Origin of the sequence: Acidovorax sp. LjRoot118 (assembly GCF_964253575.1) — a bacterium.
GTDB lineage: Bacteria > Pseudomonadota > Gammaproteobacteria > Burkholderiales > Burkholderiaceae_C > Acidovorax.
In genome coordinates this window covers 4,279,097-4,300,916 of record NZ_CAXURB020000001.1, presented here as the reverse complement: position 1 = coordinate 4,300,916, position 21,820 = coordinate 4,279,097, and the positions used below count along the sequence as shown (strand labels likewise).

The 21,820-nt window shown below is 63.5% G+C and carries 17 protein-coding genes; 7 read left to right on the top strand and 10 right to left on the bottom strand.

What is annotated here, in order from left to right:
- Window positions 1–37: 37 nt before the first annotated feature.
- Complete coding sequence (locus ACSQ9E_RS20380; protein ID WP_436219002.1) at window positions 38–931, bottom strand: LysR substrate-binding domain-containing protein; 894 nt, start codon at window positions 929–931, stop codon at window positions 38–40.
- Window positions 932–1,133: 202 nt separating this feature from the next.
- Here ACSQ9E_RS20380 and ACSQ9E_RS20375 point away from each other — a divergent pair, with 202 nt between their 5' ends.
- Window positions 1,134–1,961, top strand: a complete 828-nt coding sequence (locus tag ACSQ9E_RS20375; RefSeq protein ID WP_436220242.1) for a sulfite exporter TauE/SafE family protein — start codon at window positions 1,134–1,136, stop codon at window positions 1,959–1,961.
- Here the strand turns inward: ACSQ9E_RS20375 and ACSQ9E_RS20370 are convergent.
- The 4 genes from ACSQ9E_RS20370 to ACSQ9E_RS20355 all read right to left on the bottom strand — a co-directional run bounded on the left by ACSQ9E_RS20370 (window position 1,958) and on the right by ACSQ9E_RS20355 (window position 5,979).
- Window positions 1,958–4,057 carry a UvrD-helicase domain-containing protein gene (locus ACSQ9E_RS20370; RefSeq protein ID WP_436219001.1) on the bottom strand — a complete coding sequence of 700 codons (2,100 nt, stop codon included), beginning with the start codon at window positions 4,055–4,057 and terminating at the stop codon, window positions 1,958–1,960. The two genes, ACSQ9E_RS20375 and ACSQ9E_RS20370, sit on opposite strands and share 4 nt — an antisense overlap.
- Before the next feature lie 110 nt (window positions 4,058–4,167).
- The gene (locus ACSQ9E_RS20365; protein ID WP_436219000.1) at window positions 4,168–4,659 is read right to left on the bottom strand and encodes a nuclear transport factor 2 family protein; all 492 of its coding nucleotides are present in this window, start codon (window positions 4,657–4,659) and stop codon (window positions 4,168–4,170) included.
- A 92-nt stretch (window positions 4,660–4,751) separates the two neighbouring features.
- Window positions 4,752–5,153 (bottom strand): nuclear transport factor 2 family protein, encoded by a 402-nt coding sequence (locus ACSQ9E_RS20360; protein WP_436218999.1) that lies wholly within the window; start codon window positions 5,151–5,153, stop codon window positions 4,752–4,754.
- 4 nt (window positions 5,154–5,157) lie between these two features.
- Window positions 5,158–5,979 carry an MBL fold metallo-hydrolase gene (locus ACSQ9E_RS20355; RefSeq protein ID WP_436218998.1) on the bottom strand — a complete coding sequence of 274 codons (822 nt, stop codon included), beginning with the start codon at window positions 5,977–5,979 and terminating at the stop codon, window positions 5,158–5,160.
- Between the two features lie 177 nt (window positions 5,980–6,156).
- Here ACSQ9E_RS20355 and ACSQ9E_RS20350 point away from each other — a divergent pair, with 177 nt between their 5' ends.
- The gene (locus tag ACSQ9E_RS20350) at window positions 6,157–7,110 is read left to right on the top strand and encodes a LysR family transcriptional regulator (protein ID WP_436218997.1); all 954 of its coding nucleotides are present in this window, start codon (window positions 6,157–6,159) and stop codon (window positions 7,108–7,110) included.
- A gap of 20 nt (window positions 7,111–7,130) precedes the next feature.
- Here ACSQ9E_RS20350 and ACSQ9E_RS20345 read toward each other — a convergent pair whose 3' ends face one another.
- The 3 genes from ACSQ9E_RS20345 to ACSQ9E_RS20335 all read right to left on the bottom strand — a co-directional run bounded on the left by ACSQ9E_RS20345 (window position 7,131) and on the right by ACSQ9E_RS20335 (window position 11,205).
- Complete coding sequence (locus ACSQ9E_RS20345; RefSeq protein ID WP_436218996.1) at window positions 7,131–8,498, bottom strand: alpha/beta hydrolase family protein; 1,368 nt, start codon at window positions 8,496–8,498, stop codon at window positions 7,131–7,133.
- Window positions 8,498–10,372 (bottom strand): hypothetical protein, encoded by a 1,875-nt coding sequence (locus ACSQ9E_RS20340; RefSeq protein WP_436218995.1) that lies wholly within the window; start codon window positions 10,370–10,372, stop codon window positions 8,498–8,500. The genes ACSQ9E_RS20345 and ACSQ9E_RS20340 overlap by 1 nt, the downstream gene beginning before the upstream one ends.
- A 158-nt stretch (window positions 10,373–10,530) precedes the next feature.
- Window positions 10,531–11,205, bottom strand: a complete 675-nt coding sequence (locus tag ACSQ9E_RS20335; RefSeq protein ID WP_436218994.1) for a TetR family transcriptional regulator — start codon at window positions 11,203–11,205, stop codon at window positions 10,531–10,533.
- Between the two features lie 410 nt (window positions 11,206–11,615).
- Here ACSQ9E_RS20335 and ACSQ9E_RS20330 point away from each other — a divergent pair, with 410 nt between their 5' ends.
- The 5 genes from ACSQ9E_RS20330 (at window position 11,616) to ACSQ9E_RS20310 (ending at window position 19,738) form a co-directional block, all read left to right on the top strand.
- On the top strand, window positions 11,616–12,644 hold the full coding sequence (locus ACSQ9E_RS20330; protein WP_436218993.1) for a hypothetical protein: 1,029 nt from the start codon (window positions 11,616–11,618) through the stop codon (window positions 12,642–12,644).
- 726 nt (window positions 12,645–13,370) lie between these two features.
- Window positions 13,371–14,405 carry a purine-nucleoside phosphorylase gene (locus ACSQ9E_RS20325; protein WP_436218992.1) on the top strand — a complete coding sequence of 345 codons (1,035 nt, stop codon included), beginning with the start codon at window positions 13,371–13,373 and terminating at the stop codon, window positions 14,403–14,405.
- A gap of 171 nt (window positions 14,406–14,576) precedes the next feature.
- The gene (locus ACSQ9E_RS20320; protein ID WP_436218991.1) at window positions 14,577–17,216 is read left to right on the top strand and encodes a hypothetical protein; all 2,640 of its coding nucleotides are present in this window, start codon (window positions 14,577–14,579) and stop codon (window positions 17,214–17,216) included.
- Window positions 17,213–18,475: a hypothetical protein gene (locus ACSQ9E_RS20315; protein ID WP_436218990.1), complete on the top strand. Its 1,263-nt coding sequence runs from the start codon at window positions 17,213–17,215 to the stop codon at window positions 18,473–18,475. The genes ACSQ9E_RS20320 and ACSQ9E_RS20315 overlap by 4 nt, the downstream gene beginning before the upstream one ends.
- 60 nt (window positions 18,476–18,535) lie before the next feature.
- Window positions 18,536–19,738 (top strand): hypothetical protein, encoded by a 1,203-nt coding sequence (locus ACSQ9E_RS20310; protein WP_436218989.1) that lies wholly within the window; start codon window positions 18,536–18,538, stop codon window positions 19,736–19,738.
- Here ACSQ9E_RS20310 and ACSQ9E_RS20305 read toward each other — a convergent pair whose 3' ends face one another.
- Window positions 19,739–20,338 (bottom strand): response regulator transcription factor, encoded by a 600-nt coding sequence (locus ACSQ9E_RS20305; RefSeq protein WP_436218988.1) that lies wholly within the window; start codon window positions 20,336–20,338, stop codon window positions 19,739–19,741.
- Between the two features lie 132 nt (window positions 20,339–20,470).
- The gene (locus tag ACSQ9E_RS20300; RefSeq protein WP_428001990.1) at window positions 20,471–21,817 is read right to left on the bottom strand and encodes an ATP-binding protein; all 1,347 of its coding nucleotides are present in this window, start codon (window positions 21,815–21,817) and stop codon (window positions 20,471–20,473) included.
- Window positions 21,818–21,820: the final 3 nt, after the last annotated feature.

The following is a 21,820-nucleotide window of genomic DNA, read 5'->3' as shown; positions in this document are numbered from 1 at the left end:
AAGACGGGGGCTTTGCAGCAGCATGGCACCCATCTTCTCAGAGTTGGGCAACGGGCAGCAAATGGTGCACCAACTGCTGCGCATGCTGTGGCAAATCTTCCAGCTTGCGCAGGCACAGCACCAATTGCCGGTCGGCCCAGGCATCGGTCAGGCGCACGGCCTTCACGCGCTGCGCGCGGGCGTGGCGCATCGCCGCCGCGCGGGGCAGTATGCCCACGCCCACCCCCAGGCCGACCAGTTGGCACACCGCCTCGAACTGGCGCAGCCGCACCCGGTAGCGCAGCCGCTGGCCCTGGCGCTGGGCGTGGCGCACCACCAGGGCCTGCAGCGCGCTGCCTTCGGCCAGGCCGATGAAGTCCAGGTGCGCCACCTCGGCCAGCGCCACGCTGCGGCGCGCGGCCAGTTCGTGCCCCTGCGGCACCACCAGCACCAGCGGGTCGGGCCGCAGCACCTGCGTGGCCAGGCCTTCCAGGTCCACCGCGTCGGACACCAGCCCCATGTCGCACAGGCCCGCGCGCACCGCATCGGCCACCTCCTGGCTGGAGCGCTCGTCCACATCCACCGAAATGCGCGGGTGCCGCGCCAGAAAGCCCGCTATCGCCTGCGGCAGGTATTCGCTGAGCGCCGAGCTGTTGCACAGCACGCGCACATGGCCCGCCAGGCCCGCGCCGTACTCGCCCAGGTCGCCGCGCAGCTGCTCCATCTGCTGCAGCACCAGCCGTGCGTGGTGCAGCAGAGTGTGGCCCGCGGGCGTGGGCTGCACGCCGCGCTGCTCGCGCAGCAGCAGGGGCACACCCAGCGCGTCTTCCATGCCGCGTATGCGCTCGCTGGCCGAGGCCAGCGCCATGTGGCTGCGCTCTGCACCGCCGGTGATGGTGCCGGCCTCGTGCACGTTCAGAAACAGCCGCAGGTCGGTCAGGTCAAAGCGCATGGGCCACAACGTACCACAACGGCCTTCGGCCCAGCCTGAGGCTGGGTGCGCCGCATTCCGCATTTTCAGGCGCGCCCGCCTTGCCAAGAATGGCGGCCATGGCCTGCTGCACCGTGCGGGCCGCCGAGGGAATGTCCGCGATGAATCCAGCACAATTTCAAAATTGTCCTACATGCCAGGGCCTGCGGGCGGGGCGGCAGCCATGACGGCCGGCCTGTTCGGTGGGGGCTCCTGGGCCTGGCTGGCGGGCGCGGTCATCGTCTTTCTGGTGGCCGGCGGTGTCAAGGGCATCGTCGGCCTGGGGCTGCCCACCGTGTCGATGGCCCTGCTGGCGATGCTGATGGCACCGGCCGAAGCTGCGGCGCTGCTGGTCATGCCATCGCTGATCACCAACCTGTGGCAACTGCGCCCCTGGGCCGCACTGGGGCCGCTGCTGCGCCGCCTGGGCGGCATGCAGCTGGGCATCTGCGCGGGCACCTGGCTCGGGGCCTGGGTGCTGGGGGCGCCGGCCGGTGCCTGGTCGCGCGCGCTGTTGGGCGTGGCGCTCATTGCCTATGGTTGCTGGGGCCTGGTGGGCGCGCGCCTGGCGGTGCCGCCCCGGGCCGAGCGCTGGCTGTCGCCCCTGGTGGGCTTTGCCACCGGCTGGGTCACTGCCGCCACCGGCGTCTTCGTGGTGCCTGCGGTTCCTTACCTCCAGGCACTCGGCCTCCAAAGGGACGCACTGGTGCAGGCCATGGGCATCTGCTTCACCGTGTCCACCATCGCGCTGGCGGGCGGCCTGGCGCTCAACGCCAGCTACCCGGCATCCGCCCTCGTGCTCTCGGCCTGGATGCTGCTGCCCGCGCTACTGGGCATGGCCCTGGGCACCCGCATCCGCCAGCGCCTGTCGGCGGTGTGGTTTCGGCGCTGCCTGATGGTGGGGTTGCTGGCGCTGGGCACCTACATGGTGGCGGACGCGCTGGCGTGGCACGGCTTCGCCTCGCATGATGGCGAAGGCGCACTGCGAATGGGCCGCGACGGCTCGGCCTAAACCGGCCCTGGAAATACCGGCTTGGCCGCGCTTTCCAGCACCCACAGCGCCGCCCGCGCGCGCGTGGTGGCCACGTAGAGCATGTTGCGCTCGCGGTAGGCCTCCTGGTGCGATGCGGGGCCTGGGAAGCGCCCGCGCTCCACGAAGGGCACGGCCACGAAGGTGAACTCGCGCCCCTTGCAGGCGTCCACGCTCAAGAGGCGCAGGCTGATGGGCTCTTGGCTTTGGTGCATGGCGATGCTCGTCGTCACCAGCAAGGTGAGGCGACCCAGCAACTCCGCCACCGGCAGGCCATGCGCCAGGTGGGTCAGGCTTTGCAGGCTGGCCAGGCAGGCGCTGCGCTCCGTGCCGTTGATGGGCGCATCGGCAAAGATGCGCCGCACCAGCGGGTGCTGGCAGAACGTGCCGGCATCGGCCAGCACGGCGGCCCGCGCCGCAGCGGGCAGGGCCATGATCTCGGCGCAGGCATCGTTGAGTTCGGGCGCATTCGGGTTCAGCGTGCCGTGCGCGATGTAGCGGCGCATGCGCGCGGCGCCGCTGTGCAGCGTGGCGGCCAGCTTGCTGCCCTCGTCGGCGCCGGGCAGGTCGGTCCAGCCCGCGTTGTCGAACTGGCCCTGGGCCAGCAGGTCCACGTCGGCCGCGCCGCTGCGCGCCGTGCGGCGGCCATAGTGCAGCAGGCCCTCCACGGCGGCGCCCACGATGCCCGGGGTCAGGTAGCGCTCGTGGCCATCATCGCCCTGCAGCGCCCACATCAACGCCAGCGCCAGCGCCACCTCGCGGCGCAGGTAGAAGGGGCTCATGCCCTGGCAGCCATAGTGCACGCCCTCGTGGCCAAACACCCATTCGAGCAGGATGCTGTCCTGCGGGTTGCGCAGCACCACATTCAGCGAACTGTTGTGCTGTGCGCCCTTGTCGCCCTTGCTCTCCTGCAGAGCGCCCCAGCCGTTGACGATCTGCCCATGCAGCTCCACCAGCTGCGCGGCGCAGTGCTCGTCGCTGTCGTAGGTGAGGTGGGCAAACGCGTCCGAGCTGCCCGCCACCGGCGCAAATTCCACGCCGAACAGCGGGTTCAGCGCCGCGCAGATATCGGCACCGAAGCGGCGCGTGGTGTTGATGCTCAGCACCTGCGTGTCGGCCGGCAGGCATTCGCGCACGCGCTCCATGCCACCGCCGAACACCGAGAACGAGCCCTCGTGGATGTGCTGGTTGAAATCCCCCGCGCCCACGAAGAAGCCATTGTTGCCCTGCACCAGCTTGCGCAGCACCATCAGCGCGCCCTCGTCCAGGTCGTGCAGCTCGTCGAACAGCACGGCGCTGTAGCGCTCTTGCAGCCATTCAAAAGGCTGGTCCCAGTCCAGTGCGCCCAGCTGGCGGCACAGCTCGAAGGTGCAGTCACCCTCGGCATAGAAGCGCGGCTCGTGGTTCATGCCCACGCGCATGCGCTCGTACTGCCCGTACAGGCGGCACAGGCCATAGTCCAGGTCGCGGTCTTCGCAAAAAGCACGCAGGTCCAGGCCCGAGTCTTCCACCTCGCGCGCCAGCAGCCGCTTCTTGGCCAGCGCCTCGAACGCCAGAAAGGCATCGATGTCCACGTTCTGCCCCAGCAGGGCATCGTCGATGCCATCGCTGCCGCCACCACTGTCACTGTTGCGCTCCAGCTCCAGCCACAAGGCCTCTTGCGCCTGCAATATGAGAAAGCGCCGCCGCACCGGGTCGTCGAGCTTCTCCACCGGGTCGCCCTGTTCCTTGAGCACCTGCTCGCACAGCTGCTCCATGGTCAGCACCTCCATGCTGCGCGGCACGGCGCCGTGCAGCTGCAGCATGCGGTCACGTATCGCCGTGACCCCTGCGCGCGAGTACGCCAGCACCAAGATGCGCGGTGGCGCCGCCTCGCGCTGGCCCTGCAGGCTGGCCAGCAGGTTGCAGGCCTTCATGCACAGCGTGGTCGTCTTGCCCGTGCCCGCCAGCGCGCTGATGATGATGGCCGGCGCCGTCGAATCCAGCACGCGCCGCTGCTCGGCGGTGGCCGTGATCCGGGCGTGGGCCCAGCTGCGCGCAGGCGGCTTTGGCGGGGTGGGCGAATTGTGCACAGGCATGTCCGGGAGAAAGGGGTGCCATTGTCACTGACCTGGGCCGTACAGGCGTTTGCTGCACCCATCACCTCAGCGGGCAACACCCACCGCACATGCCACGCGCCGGCTTGGCCTTACTGACGCAGGGCCGAATCCCAGTGCTCCACGATCTTCCCGTTCTCGATGCGGAACATGTCGAACCAGGTGGTCGTGTACTTCTTCGATGCATCCTTCGGATCGGGGTACTCGCGCACGAAGTTGAGCGTCACCAGATCACGCTCGGCCGTGATCGAAACCAGGGGAGCCTTGATCCGGTCCTCCACCGGCTTGGGGCTTGCATGCCGGCTTGAAATGAAGCCAACCAGCGCGGCCCGGCCGTTGGGCACGTTGGGGTTGTGCTGGACGTAGCCCTCGGCCACGTATTTCTCTACCGAACTCACCTGGCCCGACTCAAAGACCTCACGCCAGAAGTCATACACCAGGCGCTTGTTGGCAGCGATCTTGGGGTCGCTGCTGGCGAGCTGCGCCGCCTGGTCCGTGGTCGGGCTGACGGGCGTCTGGGCGAATGCCGGCAGCCCGAGGGTGATGGCCAGCGCGGCGATGGCGAGCAGTTTTGAATGGTGCATGGTGATGTGAATGGTTGCGATGGTGGTGCCTGCATGGGCCTGCCGTGGCAGCCGCATGCAGGTGGTGGACTTGGCCAGACCGGCAAAGTTTCTTACGGCGCGTTGCCCATTGCCTGGCGCACCAGCAGCGTGTCGGTGAATTGCTCGAAGGCCACGATCTGGCCGTTCTGCACCTTCCACACATGGGCCACCCGCGCCTGCATTGCCTTGCCCGTGGCGCGAAAGCTGCCGTGGTAGGTGCCCACCCCGATGACCTGGTCGCCCGCATCGATCAGGGTTTGCAGCTCGAACCGGTAGCCGATCCAGTCCCGGCCCAGCACGGCAAACACGTTCTCGGCCACCGCCTGCGGCCCCACCCAGGTGCCCGCGCACGGAAACCCGGCCATCTCGGTCCAGCGCACCTGGGGCGACACGTTGGCCATCATCTCCTGCACATTGCCCTGGGCCGACGCGGCGTAGTGCGCGCGCACGATGTCGATAGGTTGTGTCGTCATGGCTTCAGCCCCACTTCATTTCGCCGGTGGCCACCTTGGCACCGATCTGCAGCGCCACGCCCATGCCGGCGTCCGGGTACCGCTGCGTCATGGCGGCGATCAGGGCGGCGCTGTCGGCCGCCTTGGCCAGCTCTTGCTCAAAGGCCAGCAGGTAGTCGCGGGTGTAGGCAAGTGCCGATGCATCGGCCGCGGCAGTGACCGCCATGTGCCCTGGCACCACCACCGCCGGCTGGCGTGCGGCCATGGCGTCGAGGTTGCTGATCCACGCGGCGCGCGCATCGGCGCCCTGCGTGTCTGCCGTCCACACATGCACGCCAGAGAACACCAGCACCCCGCCAAAGACGGCGTTGAGCGACGGCACCCAGATATAGCGGCGATTGGCCAGGCCGTCGGCGTTGGCGATGTCGATGGCGTTGCCTTCCAGGCTGAGGCTTGGCCCGTCAAAGGCCTCTGGCATCACGATGTCTGCCAGCGCCTGCGGGCCGTTGTCCTTGAGCTGCGGGCCCCAGGTGGCCAGCTTCTTTTCCACATTGGCCTTGATGGCGGCAATGGTGGCCGACGCAGCGATCACCCTGGCATCCGGGAAGGCCGCCTTGATGGGCCCCAGACTGAAGTAATAGTCCGGATCGCTCTGGCTGATGTAGATGGTCGTGAGCTTCTTGCCGCTGGCCTTGATGGCCTCGGCCAGCGCCTTGCCATCGGGCAGCGTGAAGCCGCCGTCGATCAGCACGGCATCGCTCGCGCCAGAGATGAGCACCGGCGCGCGGAAGAATCCGTGCTCGCCAGCGGGGAAATGTTTCCACGTCAATTGGGTCGTATCGGCCATGGCGTTTCACTCCTGAAAATCAACCATCGCGACGCCCGCGGCGGTTGCATTGTGGATCACTGATTGCAGCTTGGCGCGGTTCCTTTTTCAGGCCGTGGCGGGCCCGGTGGATATGCGCTGGGCCCATGGTAGGCACTAATGATTGACTCTGAAATACATACATGCTAAACACAATGTATGCTAACAACATACAATAAGGCCGACAACAGCCTGGGCGGGCTGGGCAACCTGCGGCGGCTGGCCTACTTCGTGGCGGTGGTGGAGACGGGTTCTTTCACCGCCGCGGCCGAGCGGCTGGGCATCACCAAGGCCGTGGTCAGCCAGCAGGTGGCCCGGCTGGAGAGCGAGTTTCGCACCTCGCTGCTGGTGCGCACCACGCGCAAGGTGCAGCCCACCGAGGCCGGGCAGGCCTTCTACCTGCGCTGCGCATCCATCCTGCACGAGGCCGAAGACGCCTTTGGCGAACTGGCCGAGTCATCGGCAGAGCCATCGGGCACGCTGCGGCTCACCGCGCCGTTCGACTATGGCGTGGGCATCGTCGTTCCGGCCATCGTGGCCTTCATGCAGCGCTATCCCGCCTGCAAGGTCGACGCCATCATGAGCGACCAGATGCTGAACCTCATGACCGGCAACATCGAGCTGGCCATACGCGTCGGCTGGCTGGCCGAGACAGGCCTGCAGGCCCGCAAGATCGGCGCATTCAGGCAACTGCTGGTGGCGCCGCCTGCCATGGCACGGCAGGTTGCAACGCTCACGCAGCCGGGCGAGCTGGCGGGGCTGCCCTTCGTGGCCAACACCGCCTTGCGCGACAACCTGCGGTGGGATTTCGCGCGCGACGGGGCCGAACGCCAGGCGGTGACCATGCAGGCATCCATCTTTCTCGATGCCACCCTGGCCGTGCGCGAAGCCGTGTGCCAGGGCGCAGGGCTCTCCGTACTGCCTGACTATGCGATTGCAGACCACCTTGCCACCGGCCGCCTCATCCAGGTGCTGCCGCAGTGGGAGCTGCCCTCGGGCGGCATCCACGCGGTGTTCCCCGCAGCGCGGTTTCGCCCTGCCAAGGTGCGCGCGTTTGTGGACCTGCTGGCTGGCAGGGAGGCGGTGCGGCAAGGCGCCAGTTCAGGCCAATAGCAGCGGTGCACGGTCGATGCTCACCGGCACCCCGCCGCCCGCATGTCCTCCGACCCCACCCGCACCGCGCTGCCTGGCTTGGTGATCGCACAGCGCGATGCAAAGTAGAACGACAGCCGGTCGCGCACCGGTGTGCCGCCCACCAGGTAGGGCCGGTTGCCCTTCAGCACCGAATCCCCTGCCGCCGCCTTGTCGTACAGCCCCTGGCTGATGTTGTGTCGGTCGGCCGAGTCGTCGAAGGTTGGCGTCGTGAGCCGCCGGAACGCATCGGCTGCCAGCGCCGGGTCGTGCGCGCCCTTCAGGTAGCGGTCGAACCAGGCCAGTGTGTAGTAGTTGATCACCGACTCGCCATAGCGGCTGGCCGGCCCGCCGAAGAGCGAAAAGTCCAGGTGCGTGCCCGCGCGCAGCACCACCAGCATGGTGTCCACCCCGGCACCCTTGAGCTCCTGGTAGCCCAGGTCCTTGGGGTGGGGCTCGGCGCCGCGCCCCCGGCCGCCCTGGGTGTTGGTCTTGGCGGGCTCGGGTGCTTCCGCCGTGGGCGTCACCTTGAAGTAGTAGTCCGCCCCAATGCCCAGAGCCGGCGTGCGGATGGCAACCTCCGCCGGTGGGTCCATGCCGATCTTGTCGACCCAGCCGGTCTTCAGCGCGGTGAGGTTGTCCCATGCCACGATGGCGCTGATGCGCTTGTCCGCCTGGCCGATCAGGCTGGCCGTGCTGCCGCCTTGCGAGTGGCCCGCAATACCCACCATGCGCGCGTCCAGCTCCTTCCCGTGCGGGAAGGCACCGCCAGCCAGCGGGGCGGATGGCGTGGCCAAAACCCAGTCCACCACGCTCTGCGCATCGGGGCCGTGCGTGCCCATGGGGGCAGTGGTTTCCAAAGCAATCGTCATGTATCCCGCCTCGGCCAGCATCTGCGCGGCCGAGCGGTGCAGCCGTTTGGAGCTGTAGCCCCCGTGCACGATCACCACCGCAGGGTAGGGCGGCTCGAAGGTCTTGAGCCCTGCCGGCATGCCCGTGCAGGTGCCTGCGGCGCAGGGCCGGTAGATCTCCACCGCGATCGGCTTGCCCGATGCTGAAGATGGTGTGCTCGCCTCCGTGTACCGAAAGCGCTTGTCGGCATGGCTGGCCGGGTTGCGGTAGGCGTCGAGCGCGGGCGTCTTGCCCGGTGTGAACAGCGCGGCGGGCTGCTGCGCAAAATCGTCGATGCGCTGGCGTGCGCAGGCCATGTTGTCGGCATCGCGCTGCTTCCACTCGGCCGAGCCGGGGGCGGGCGATTCGTGCTGCACCGGGCCCAGGCAGTCCAGCGCGGCGGGCTCTGCCGCTTGGGCCGTGGCGCCCAGGCCGCCCAGGGCCAGCAGCGCTGCGGCGGCAAGGCCACTGCTGCGCATCACTTGGCACCCCCGGCGCTCGCGTTGCGCTTCATGAACGCGGCCAGCGGCCGGATCACGTTGTTGGTCGCATCGTCGTCGGCCGTCACGATGTCCACGTGCGAGTAGCCCTCGCTCATGTGCACCTCAAAGCCGCCTTCCACCCCGCCGTACTGGCGGTTGGCCACCAGTGTGGGCTGGCCGGCGGGCGTGCGCGCCATGCCGGCCTTGCAGCTGGCTGCGGCGCAGGGCGCAATCGCCTCGGCAAAGCCGCGCCAGATGCCGGCCACGGGCGTGAGCCCATTCGTGCCGCCAAACGCGATGACGGGGATGTCGATCTTCCTGGCCTGCGTCTGGTTCACGATGTCGGCCCGGCCGCGCCCGCCCTGGCTGGTGGGCAGCGACAGGGCGCTGGTATCCAGCCCCAGGTTGGCGCCGCCGCTGCCTTCGGCATTGGCGAGCAGCAGGCCCGAGCTGGGGTAGTACCAGTCGCTGTAGGTGGTGTTGCCCACAAACAGCGCGCGCGACATGCGCTTGAGGTTGGTGGGCTCCACCTCCTTGCCCCAGGCGGGCGGGTTGGCCACCAGCGTGGCCGGCTGCGGGCCAAAGTCGCGCAAGGCCGATGGCGGCAGCGGGTCCGTATTGTCCAGCCAGGTGCGCAGGCCATCGGCACGCGCAGGGCCCAGGGCGCCCATCGATACGGAATAGAACACCGTGCGCTGCAGGTTGTCGTCGTCCATGAAAGTGCCGATGGCCGCGCCCGCCGTCACGGCAAAGTCGCGCTTGGTGAAGTCCGCCACGCGGTTGTACACGTTGTTGCCCGCCACCCCCCCCTGGTCTGCCTGCAGCAACGCCTGCGTGCCGTTGATGGTGCCCTCAAAGGCCATCTGCATGCCTGCGATCTCGGTCGATGCGCTCACACGCGGTGTGAGGCCAGGGCGCGACACAAAGCCCGGCTCCGTACCCGAGGCCACCGCCGCATACAGCCCGCCATCGGCCGCGCGCACCACCGCATCGAGCTGCGCCGCCGTGGCTGCAGCCGTTGCCAGCGCACCGCCGGGGCCCTCGAACAGCACCAGCCCCTTGAGCTTGGCGTAGCCCGGCTGCGCAGGCCCCGTGCCCGTGAGGTTGAAGTCCGTGGCCGCATAGCGCGCCACAAAGCCCGTGCCGGCCGAATGCCCGCCCAAAAACACATTGCCATCGCGCGCCACCGTGTGCGCTGCGCTTACCACCGCATCCAGGTCCAGCGAATGCACCTGCGGCGTCCAGTCCGCGAGGAAGGGGATCTCGCGGCTTTCGTGGAACACCGCGCGCCGCGCCAGTTGGGCCGGCAGCGGCAGCCCCAGCTCGCCGCCGTACAAATAATTCAGGCCCAGCGCCGCATCGCGTTCGCGCTCGGCAATCTGCAGACCCTCCATGTCCTGCAGCGCCACGGACCGGCGGTCCACCCCCCACACCTCCACCACCGCCTGGTGGTCGGCCCACATGCGGCGCACCAGGTTCTCGGCCAGGATGAGGTAGCTGTGCGACGCCGCCAGAGTGCCCGGCATGGCCACCAGCACCGCATCCACCGGCTTGCCCGCGTTGGCCGCCAGCCCGTAGCGCGTGTAGCGCACCCGGTTCAAATCCGGCCCCGCCGCGCCGAACTGCGTGGCCAGCTTGCTGCCCGCTGCCACCGTGATGCCTGCCGTGCCCGGCGTGCGCGCCGCCTTGGCGCGGCTGGCCAGCTCGTGCGTGCTGATGGTGAACTCGCCCGTGGTGCCACCACCGTCCACCAGCGCCTGCCCGCCACCGCCGCAGGCCGTGAGCGCAGCGGCCAGGGTCAGGCTCAGCAGAGTGCGGCGCAGGGGCACGCCGGTGTGGTTGTTGCCGATATCTCTTTTGTTCTTTTGCATGCTTGTCTCCTTGATGGTTGGGTGAAGTGGTGGGTAAAAAATGGGCGCAAGCTGGCGCTGCAGGTGCGTTGCCGGGGCAGCACACACGCGGGTTTGATCCGTTGCGGCGCAGTGCGCCGTGGGTGGGGAAAGGGGGCTCGCTCAGGCCGGGTAAGTGGTCACTTCAGTAGCCCGGCCTCCAGGTAGTCGAGGAATTCTTCTTGCTCTCGCGCTTCGTTGCCGGGCATGGAAAGTTCCATGGCGCCAAAGGGCGAGCGCCGCATGTAGCTGCGGTACGAGATGCCGTAGTACACGGCGTTCATGGTCAGCAGCAGCCGAAACTGGATCGTCTCGCGCCCCACGGCGGGCATCAGTGTTTGCAGCCGCGCCAAGGTCAGCTCCAGCGTGCGGCGGTGCAGGGCGGCCGATATTTCCTGCCCCTTTTCGCCATAGTCCCACCCCAGCCGCCCGATGAAGTTGACCGCATCGCGCCCCAGCGCTGGCTCGCTCAACATGGCGATCACGGGGCCAAAGGCTGCTTCCACCACGTCGCGCACGGTGTAGCCCGGCTGGTCGGCCAGCGCCTGCAGCCGAGCACAGGCCCGCGGCTCCAGCCATTGCTGCAGGAAGTTGGTGATCGCTTCGATCAACTCATCGCGCCCACCAAAGTGGTAGTGCAGTGCAGAAGGGTTCTGCGCCCCCGCCGCGATCACGATGCGCCGCAGCGACACGGCGTTCATCCCCTCGCGCGCCATGAGCTGCATGGCCTCTTCGATCAGGCGGGTACGGGTGGCCTGGGGGTCAGCGGGGGATATAGCCAAAGGGTCTGCTGGCGTGGCAAGGGCAGGCGTCATGGAGTGAATAATGCACTTGAATTAATTCATGTGCATTAGGGCTTGCCCTGAAGGAGCGTGCAGACCAGGGAGCCCACCGCGCTGGCGCTGTTGCCGGCACGCAAGAGGTGAACCGCCCGCTGACCGCCGACCGCAGGCCGCCGGTGGCCACGGCCTCGGCCTCGGCACCTTGACGACCTGGCGCGCACCCCGCTGCACCATGCCCTCCAGGGTAAGTGTCGAGGGGCATCGCAACGGCAATGGCTGATCCAGCAGGGCGCCAACGCCAACGTCCATCACGAATGCTTTGCATCGGGAGCCACCAGGCGTCGGGCGCTTCACTGGCCAAACGATCAGTGCATTTTCGGCATTTGTCATCTAGTTAGAGGACAGACATTCTTGGCAACCCTTCGTAACATCGCCCGCACGCCGTGGACGATCTGGCCGCGGCACATCCAGGGGAATTTATGAAGCTACAAAAAATCGGCCGGGCTGCGCTCCTGGCATTTGCAATGGGGGCTGCTGCAGCTTCTCTGGCGTCTGCAAATTCCATTTACTCCACCACAGACGGCCTTTTGTCGGCCTCGACCGTCAACATCCCGGGGGCCGGGGCGTTCAATGTCACCTTCCGTGGCAAACCGGGCGAGAAACTGCAGGTCGGTTCGGAATTGACCATTGCGGATTTTCGGGCGCTGACCGTCAATGACGCCCCCGGGCTGCCTGCCAGCTTTGCCAATTCCAGGCTGGTATTGCCGGCCCTGGCCATCGTCGGGGCAGACGGCATGCTGCTCTATTACGACCTGACCCTGATGCCCAAGGCCGGCAGCGCCTCCGTGTTCACGGTCACAGACATCGCAGACACCTCGGTGGGACGCAGCATTGCAGGCCCGCGTGGCCCGGCAGGCCCTCCCGGCCCTGCCGGGGCATCTGGCTCGTCAGGCGGGGGAGGCGTGGGCCCTGCAGGGCCGGCTGGACCCGCAGGAGCAGCGGGCCTTGCAGGGCCGACGGGTGCCACAGGCCCTGCCGGTCCCACGGGGGCGACAGGGCCGACAGGTCCCACCGGGCCGACAGGCGCATTCGCTGCAACCTACACCAGCCTGCAATTGTCAACTCCTTTCGTTGTCAGCGCGGGGACCAACACCATCGTCTTTCCGCCCACTTCGATCGGCATGACCAGTGACGGTACGAACACCACCATCACGGCAGCCGGCCATTACAGAATCGCCTACTCATTTCGAATGAGAATGAGCATTCCCGTTGGAACGGAGACCCATGTAGCGCGCAATGGCGTGCCATATACCTTCGCCAGCAACGGCAATCTCGGCGGCGATCCCACCACGCAACTGGATGGCGAAATGCTGAAGGACTTTGTCGTAGGAGACGTCATTTCATTGCAACTGATCCTGCCAACGCCACAAACGGTAGACCGCGTTAGATTCATCATTCAGCGGATCTTCTAACGAAAGCATTCATTCCAGCGCGCACGGGTCGGTTGCCCTAAAGAGCCCGCCGTCGCTCTTGCCAACGTACTGCCGCTTGCTCTGGACAACGGCACCCACCTGCACCATGCCGCCGAGGACGCTTGGATGAAGCCATCAGGCAGAAGCAGCCCTCTGCGAGTGGACGATTTCATCCGGCCAGAGCGCTCAAAGGCAATGGGGCGGTAGGTGGACACACGATTTCGGATGGTCAAGCTGGATTGATGCAGGCAGTTGTTTGACGCGCCTTCATGGATCAGATCATGAAATCACGATGACCTCCAGCAAGGGCCTCTTTTGCCGGCGTCCGAGAGATCGAGAACCTCAATTCACTTCAATGACCAGAGTCCAACCCGGCGCGCAAGAGCGCCTCTCGTGGGCGAGCACACGGGCGACGTTCTTTTATCCTTCGGATTCAACGACGGTGAAGTGCGTGCATTGATCGACCCGAACGCGGCCTTTCAACCCAGGCCAGACGCCAATTTCGGTGCGGCACCTCATCGGAGCTGGGGCAGCCACTGACGCGCGTTGACAAGACTCGATTGGATTGGCGGCCGCTGGTGAAATGAGCCTGCCGTGCGCTGGTATCGGTTGATTGTTGGCGGGCGAGTTCGGGGCGCAAAATGGCGCAGTTCTTGCGGTGCCGTTGGCTTGTGTTGGCCAGCATGGCACACAGCCGCTTTCCTTTCTCTCGCCAAGGTGTTTTCAATGCTCTTCAACCCGTCTTTCCACCCTGCGCGCTGGCTGTTGCTGGCCCTTGCTGCGCTGTCCATTTCCGGCTGCGCGACGTCGCCCTCTGCAACAACCAGCACCGCACCCATCCGCGTCAAGGTCTTCGTCGCCGCCATGTTCGAAATCGGCAAGAACACCGGCGACCGTGCGGGTGAGTTCCAGCACTGGTACGAGCGGTATTGGAAAGACGCCACCCCCATCACCGTGCCGGGGGCACTGGGCCCCGTGTACTGCAACGCCGACGGCGTGTGCGGCGCCGTGCTGGGCATGGGCAAGGTCAACTCGTCGTCGTCCATGCAGGCCATTCTGCTGAACCCGAAGTTTGATTTTGCGCAGGCGTACTACGTGATCTCCGGCGTGGCCGGCACGCCGCCGCAGCGGGGCACCATTGGCGACGTGAGCTGGGGCACCTGGCTGGTGGACTATGACCTGGGCCACCGCTGGGCGCCTGAGGAAAACAAGGCCGGCGAGCCCACCTTCATGCCGCGCAAGGGCTACGAGGAATACCGCCGCTTTCAGCTGAACCCCCTGCTGGTCGACTGGGCCATGAACCTCAGCGTCGACGTGCCGCTCAAGGACTCAGAAGGCGCCCGCGTCTATCGCCAGCGCTACCCCGACGAGGCCGCCCGCCGCGGCCCCAGCGTCATCACTGGCACCCACATGACCGGCGACACGTTTTTCCACGGCCCCGGCATGTCCAAGCAGGCCCAGTACATCGCCAAGCTCTACGGGGCCGATGACTACGTGATCACCGAAATGGAGGCCGCCGCCATTGCCCTGGTGGTCAAGCGCACCCACGGCACCGACCGCCTGATGAGCCTGCGCGGGGCGGTCAATTTTGACCAGGGCAACCCCAAGGAAACCACGCTGCAGCACCTGGACCCGGCGCCGGGCGAAACAGCTGGGGGCTTTGCGGAGACGGTGGAAAACGTGGCGCTGGTGGGCACGCGGGTGGTGGACCACATCGTGCGGAACTGGGGGCAGTGGCAGGGTGGGGTGCCGGCGCGGTAGGGCCTGATAGGTCCGTTTCTGTAAGCCCGAGTTTGCCTCTGGGCTGCAGGCATGAATGCCTGCGGTACATGCTGTGCTAACTTTGAGGGAAAGTCGACTTGCAGGACGGCACATGAATTGTTCGAATAGTCCGAATGCAAAGAGAAAAATTAAACAAAGGGAGATACCAGCTTGACCCAACCTTCGCTAGACACGAGTCGCCTTGACGTACTAATTCATCTCGATCAAGGAGACAGCACTAAAGCACTCCCCACCAATCAGCTGGTCCAGGTTAGGCACTATCAATCGCTTCGGCAGCAGATTACAAGCCACCTCGACAGCCTTTCGTCGACCGCAGAGCGGCCCAACAGGTACCCATTCGGCAGTGGCTGGACTCAGTTCATTGACGGTTCCCGGGGTGCGGGCAAGTCGACTTTCTTGAGTTCGGTCAAGCAAGCTCTAGATTCGGACGACGAAATCAAGGGCCGAATTGTGTTCTTCGATGTGATTGATCCCAGTCGGATTGAAGATGGCGAGATTCCCTTGCTTGTCATCTTGCAGGCACTTCGCAAGCATGTAGATTCCGCAATCAAAGGAAATCGCCGCCTAGATGATGACTTAGTTCGAGATGAATGGCGCCAAGCGTTCAGAGGAGTCGCTGGCGGCTTGAGCCTCTTCGCCAAAGACTTCCATCCCCTCAACGACCTGGATCCAGAGATATTCCTCGATTGGGGTTTGGAGCGCGCGAGCGACAGCATAAAGCTGAGAGAGGGGTTGCACCGTCTTTTCGATTTGGCCTGCCGCATCCTTGGGGTGAAGGCTCTCATTTTGGGCTTCGATGACGCAGATACGGACTCTACGCTCGCAGTTCCTCTGCTGGAATGCATTCGGAAGTACTTGGACACTCCGCGCGTGATGGTGCTGGTAACTGGTGACTTGGAACTCTACTCGCTTCTCATGCGGCAGCGCTTCGGCAAGACGGTCGCCGGCAGGCCTGAGGCTGCCCTCGATCTTCAGCGGCGTTCAGCGCAGGGGGATCGGTCGGCCCAATACCTTCGCATGATCGACCACTTGGAAGAGCAATACCTGCTCAAGCTCTTCCCTATCCGTCGACGCATGCACTTGCAACCCCTTTGGAATGTCATGTCTCATGACAAATGCCAAGTTACTCATCAAATTTGGGACGCGCAGTTTAGTGTGAAGGAGATGGTGGGCGCTCTGGTCAATCATGGCCTGCGTGTCAAGACCCAATCCGACATTGCCCTGTATACCGAGTTTCTACTCAAACAGCCGCTGCGAAGTGTGTTGCAGGTCATGGAACGGTGTGCACCACATCTCGGCAATTTGAAGTCCAAAAAATTAGACTCGTTGAATTGGTCCCCAGAGCTGACCCGTGAACTCAGCCGCTCGCTGCAGGCGCTTGCACTGACCAGTCTTTACAAGCACTCGATAGACACCGACGCCATTGGCGCCGGGGAGTTGCCTGCCTTGACCCAAGCGGTTTTCGACCTCTCGCTACAAGAAGGGGACCTAGACACAGCACCATATCTGCGGCCCATGTCAGGGGATCAGAGTATCAAAGCTTGTTTTGCGGCCCTCGCAGGAGAAGTGCCGAATTTCTGCGCCCAAAAGCCAGGGACGGCGCTTCGATATCTCTTGCGTGGGCCAGGCAGTGTATCCCTATATTCGTTAGCGAAACCTGACCTAATTGCGGGTGACTCATCGCGATCATTGGAGCCAGATGCTCGGTTCACCTCTTACATGGGCGTTGGCCGTGGAGAAGATAGCCTCGATTGGGCGCGGCGCGCCACCGCAGTTATCGCGCTGCCGTACAGCAAGAACTACAAAGGCAGTGTCGTACTTCCGGGAGTAGTCGGATTGCGAGGTAGTACTAAGGGGCGAACAGGGGAATTGGCTGCCAGCACCGTTATCAAAAAAATAGCCGCACCAAATCAACCTCTGCCTGTGTTTGCTCTGGGCATGCTTAAAGTTGTCAGTGACACAAGTTCGAGGACCTATGGGTCTATTTTTGCCATTCTTGGACTTGCTGAGAAATTGATTTCTGGGAGCCACCAAAATGACGATACGGCGCACACAGTATTTGCCCGAGCCTATCCGATGCTAACTGTTTCAGCGCCCAGTTGGTCCCTCAAAGGTAGTACGGAAGTCGAGGTGGATGAGAGCGAAAACGACAGCGATGATTCTGAAAATATTCAGAAAAGCCGTGAATTGCTCTGGGGTAAAGTTAAGAAATGGTTGGGCGATGTAAATGATCTATCCGAAACAACCTTACCATCTGCAATTTTTTTGGGCAAGGTCTGGACTAGAATTTATTTCAGCCTGCATAACGCTGCTCACGAATTAAAAAGTGCTAAATTCGGTACGCTGATGGAGATTTTTTCGCTCTGCATTATCAACGCATTTTTAGTGGAAGAGGCGGAGCATCATATGCCACGTTCTTCTGTCAGTCCAGTAGATGCATGGAGGATTGATAGAAATAATCCTCGAAAATCGGCAAAAAGTTTCATAGATAAAATGAACGCTGTGAAGCCTCAAAGGCAAGATTTCCCTTTTACTGCCATGATGGCGACATGTCCCCTACTTCTTGGATTGCTAGAAAAGGAAAAAGGATATGCCAATGCGCTGAAGCCAATGTTTCCAAAAGGCGTCTTAATTGGTGAAATAGAAGGCCTACTCTGTTCCGCCAGGGTATTTAATCTAATAGAAAAAGTCTCTATTCCGGGGGAGGCATCAACGGTCGGAAGGAGGACAAGTCGATCGAATTCGACCAATGCAGGAGTTAGCGATTCAGGCCCAGGTACCGAATCATGAGTGCCCAGGCTGCCTCTATCAGTTCGCTTCTCTCAACGCTGTTGTTGTCTGACCATCGGGTCTTGCGCCTGTCTTGGACGACGCCATTTGTAGAGCAACTGGACTGGGACAATTTGCGGGAGCCGGCCTATCTCGCCTACCAACCATGGGCTGCGCGCTTCCCGGATCATGTGTTTGATTCAGCATGGCGATTCCTTAAGGCGCAGCAGAAACCTCGTAGTTGCATTGTCCTTACCGCGCTTCAAGCCTTGATTGACGAATACTTGGTGTTGCGGCATGGCGAGGTACGCGTTCAAGGTAAGAATCTTGGCGCATGGCAGCAGGGTGTTGTCAGTCGACTCTCATCTGCGCCAATTCAGGCTTTCGCAGACGTAGTCTTTGGTGCAGGGCGGTATGGACCAACCAGATCATCCTCGGAGCATGATTGGCAAGAGGGGGCTACAGCTCCGTGGGGACGTCAAGTCATGCCTTTGCTGCGGTCCGAAGAAGCGTCGTTGGCCGACTACGTGGAGCGCGAGGGTTTGCACGAGACCCATCTGCATCTGAATGGGAGCACACATGCTGAGATTTGCTGGCTGCGCGCGATTCGTGACCAGCGGGCAGAAACCCGGGACTTTGTCGCTGCTTGGACCCGAAACGCGAATTCAGATCGAGTGCGTGAACTGGTGCGGCAGGCGAACCCAGAGTTGACGCCGCTGATATTTCAACAGCACCTGCGGGTTGCGGGCCGACTTCGCGCCTGGCTGGTCGCGGCCGCTGAGGACACAGTAGTTCCAGGTGCGCAACTGCCCGAGTGCTATCAAAGTTTAGATGGCTTGGCCGAGGATGAGTGGTCTATCGGGCTACGACTGACTACTCCATCATGGCGCCATATGCCTGATGTAACGGATGAACTTACTTGGATGGCTGGACTTCTTGCCCAACTTCGACAACGCCCTAGCGTTCAGTTGTCGCGGATGCTTCATGCCTATTTGCTTCTACAAAACGAGTATTACCGTTTGCTAGTCCAAAGCGAGGCTCAGTACGGCTTTGATCAGTTTCAGAAGTTCACCCTGACTGAACTCCGCGAGCCTGCTGAAAAGGATTACCGATCACGCTTTCATGCGATGCACGGGTCTCGCTCTACGACGAGCAAAGTCGGATACCTGGAGGGGCGTTTCGCGCCTAAGGGCGACCCTTTGAAGGCCTGTCGGATTTTTCACGCCATTCTAGGAGGATATCTAAATTATTTACGCGATGCTGGTGCCGCGAGTAGATAATCTAGTAGGATTCCCCGCTCTCTCTCAGCCCTGCTAAATGAGCTTGATCGATGTCTAGACATGCGGACTGGCACGCACCGCAGCATTCATCGGCTGACACTGGTTGCTCATTTCATTAAGCAGGATTGGCCTCCAAAGGAAAAGGAGAAGGCTGGACCGTACCGGCACTATCCTCTAGACGTTCAATTGCGCAGGGTTGCGGGTGTGCTGCTCTTAGTTCTTGCGCGTTGGCCCAAGCTGCAAACCTGGGTTCGGGGCGTGGATGCGGCCGCCAATGAGCTACACGCACCGCCAGATGTGTTCGCCCCGGTGTTCCGTGTATGCCATAGAGCTGGGCTGACGCGACGCACATATCATGCTGGCGAAGATTTTCGTCATCTGCTCTCTGGTATTGCCACCATGTGGGAAGCACTGGAGTTTCTGGACTTACAGGGCGGCGACCGAATTGGGCACGGCACCGCCATGGGAATCAATCCCCGCTTATGGCTTGGACGCATGCCCGCATCACTAACGCTGCCTCGCGGCGAATGGATGACTGGCGTGTTAGCTGCATGGCAATTGCTTCGTGACGTTCCAGAAATGCAAGCATGTGTGCATCGCCTCCAGCGTGAATTGGAGGACGTAGCACATAGGATCTTTCGGCGGACCGTGACCGTACCTGATCTGGAGCGCGCTATGGCGCTTCGTGATTTGAGCCGGCTTGACCTCATGCGCTACCGGATCAATACGGAGGATGCTCATCAAGAGCCTTTGAGCGAACATTGGCGTGAGGAGTTTGAAAGCGTCCGCTTTGCATGTGAGGAACAGCCGCAGGCCGTCAACCTACTCTGGGAGTGGTTGAGCGATCCTGATGTTCAGAAGCGAGCGAACGAGTTCATCTCCAAAGAGGCCGACTTCTTAGATGGCGAAAGTTATGTTCGGCTACAACAAGCACTGATGCAGCAAGTGGCGAAACGGGGCGTGCTCATAGAAACACTACCGTCCAGCAATGTCCGGATTAGCCAATACCACCACATTGACGAGCATCATTCGTTGCGCTGGATGCGTATCCCTGGCCATATCGAGGAGGGCGATCCAGAAATCATGGTTTGCCTAGGTTCCGATGATCCGGGGATTTTTGCTGCTGACATCGAAACAGAGTTCTACCTCCTTTATGCATCATTGCGAAAGAAGGGTCTCAGTGATTCAAATGCGCTTGAGCGCCTCCGCGTGTTAAACGAGCGCGGCAGAGTCTATCGATTTCACCACCCTGCGCTGCTGTGATTAACTCACCTGCTGCTTCTCCAACTTCCGCGCCAATGTCCTCCGGTGCATCCCCAGCCTCCGCGCAGTCTCCGAGATATTGAACCCCGTCTCCGCCAGCACCTCGTGAATGCGCTCCCACTCCAGCGTCTTGAGCGAGCTGGAGCGGTTGGTCACATCCACCTCGGTGTCCCCCGCCTTCAAACCAAACGCGGCCTCGATGTCGTCGGTGTTCGACGGCTTGGCCAGGTAGTGGCAGGCGCCCAGCTTCACGGCCTCCACGGCGGTGGCGATGCTGGCGAAGCCGGTGAGCACGACGATGAGCATGGCTTCGCTGGCGGCGTGCAGCTTTTGCACGCAGGCTAAACCGGATGCGTCGCCCTTGAGCTTCAAGTCCACCACGGCGTAGCCGGGGGTGTGCTGGGTGAGCAATGCCTCCACCTCGGGCAGGCTGGCGGCCTGGAGCACGCGGTAGCCGCGGCGCTCGAACGAGCGGGCCAGGGTGCGGGCAAAGGCCTCGTCGTCTTCGACGATGAGCAGCTGGGGCTTTTCCTTGGCATCCTTGGAGGATGGGTCTGCTGCGGGGCTGTTGCTGCTGCTGGCGGTGGTGATTTCGTCCATGGCGGTTGGGCTCGGGTTTTGTACTAGTACGAATTCAACTTTGACTGGCTACAAAAGCTGCTTGTTGGTCTGGTTGTCTAGCCAATCCAGCCAATCCAGCCAATCCATCCAGCGCACGCCAATCCGTGGCCATCACACCGGCCGGTGGCCGCGCGGCATCGCCACTGCTGCCAGGGGCAGGCGTATGCTCACTTCGGCCCCGCCCTCGGGGGCGCGGTTGCGGGCCGTGACGCTGCCGCCCAGGGTGCGCGCCACGTTGACCACCAGGTACAGGCCCAGGCCGCTGCCGGGGCGCTGCTTGGTGGACTGGTAGGGCTCGCCCAAGTGGTCCAGCATGCCGGGTGCAAAGCCGGGGCCTGCGTCGTTGACGGTGATACACAGGGCGGGCACTTCGGCCTTGTCGTCGCGGGTGATGAGCAGTTCCACCCACTGGGGCGAGGCGTCGCGTGCATTGTCCAGCACATTGAAAACCATCTGCTTCAACGTGGTGTCCGACACCATGGGCGTGTCGTCGCCAAAGTCGTTGCGGTACGAAAACGCGGGTATCGACCGCGTGGTGCGCCACTCTTCGGCCAGGGCGTCAACAAAGGTGCGCACGGTGGTCTGGGCCGACTCTTCGCCGCGCGCCTCGCCGGCCGACAGCAAGATGCCGCTGACGATGCTCTTGCAGCGCTGCACCTGGGTGCGCATTTCTTCGATGTCCTCGCGCAGCACTTCGTCGCCCATCAGCTCCTGGTCGTGCTGCCAGTCGCCCAAAATCACGGCCAGGGTGGACAGCGGTGTGCCCAGCTCGTGCGCGGCGCCCGATGCGAGCAGGCCCATGCGCACGATGTGCTCTTCTTCCACCCGGCGCCGGCGCGCGGCGGCCAGGCGGGCGTCGCGCTCGCGCAGGTTCAGGCTGATGCGGGTGATGAACACCACCACCAAAATCGCGTTGAGCACGAAGCACACCAAGAGGCCAATGACGTACAGGCTCGACAGGCCCTGGTGCAGGTCCTGCGGCAGCTCCAGCGGCAGGTGGTGGGTGGCCAGCACGCAAAAGCACACGGTGGTGATGACCACCATGCTCCAGATATAGGCACCGCGCAGCAAGATGGCGCCCAGCGCGATCTGCAGCAGGTACAAAAAGACAAAGGGGTTGCTGGTGCCGCCGCTCAAATACAGCTGGGTGGTGAGCACGGCCACGTCCACCAGCAGGGCCAGAAACAGCTCCACGTTGCGCACCTGCACCCCCGTGCGCAGGCGCAGCAGGCTGACCACGTTGAACACGGCCAGGCAGCCCACCACCATCAGCATCTGGTGCAGGGGGATGGTCAGGCGCAGGCTGTGGTGCGCCACCTCGATGGTGAAGACCTGGCCGATGACGGCCATCCAGCGCAGCTGAATAAGCTGCTGCAGGTTCTTGATGCCGGCGGCGGCATCGGCAGCGCGCGGGTTGCGCAAGAACTCGGCGCTCTTGGCGATGCGTAGAAGGGGCATGGC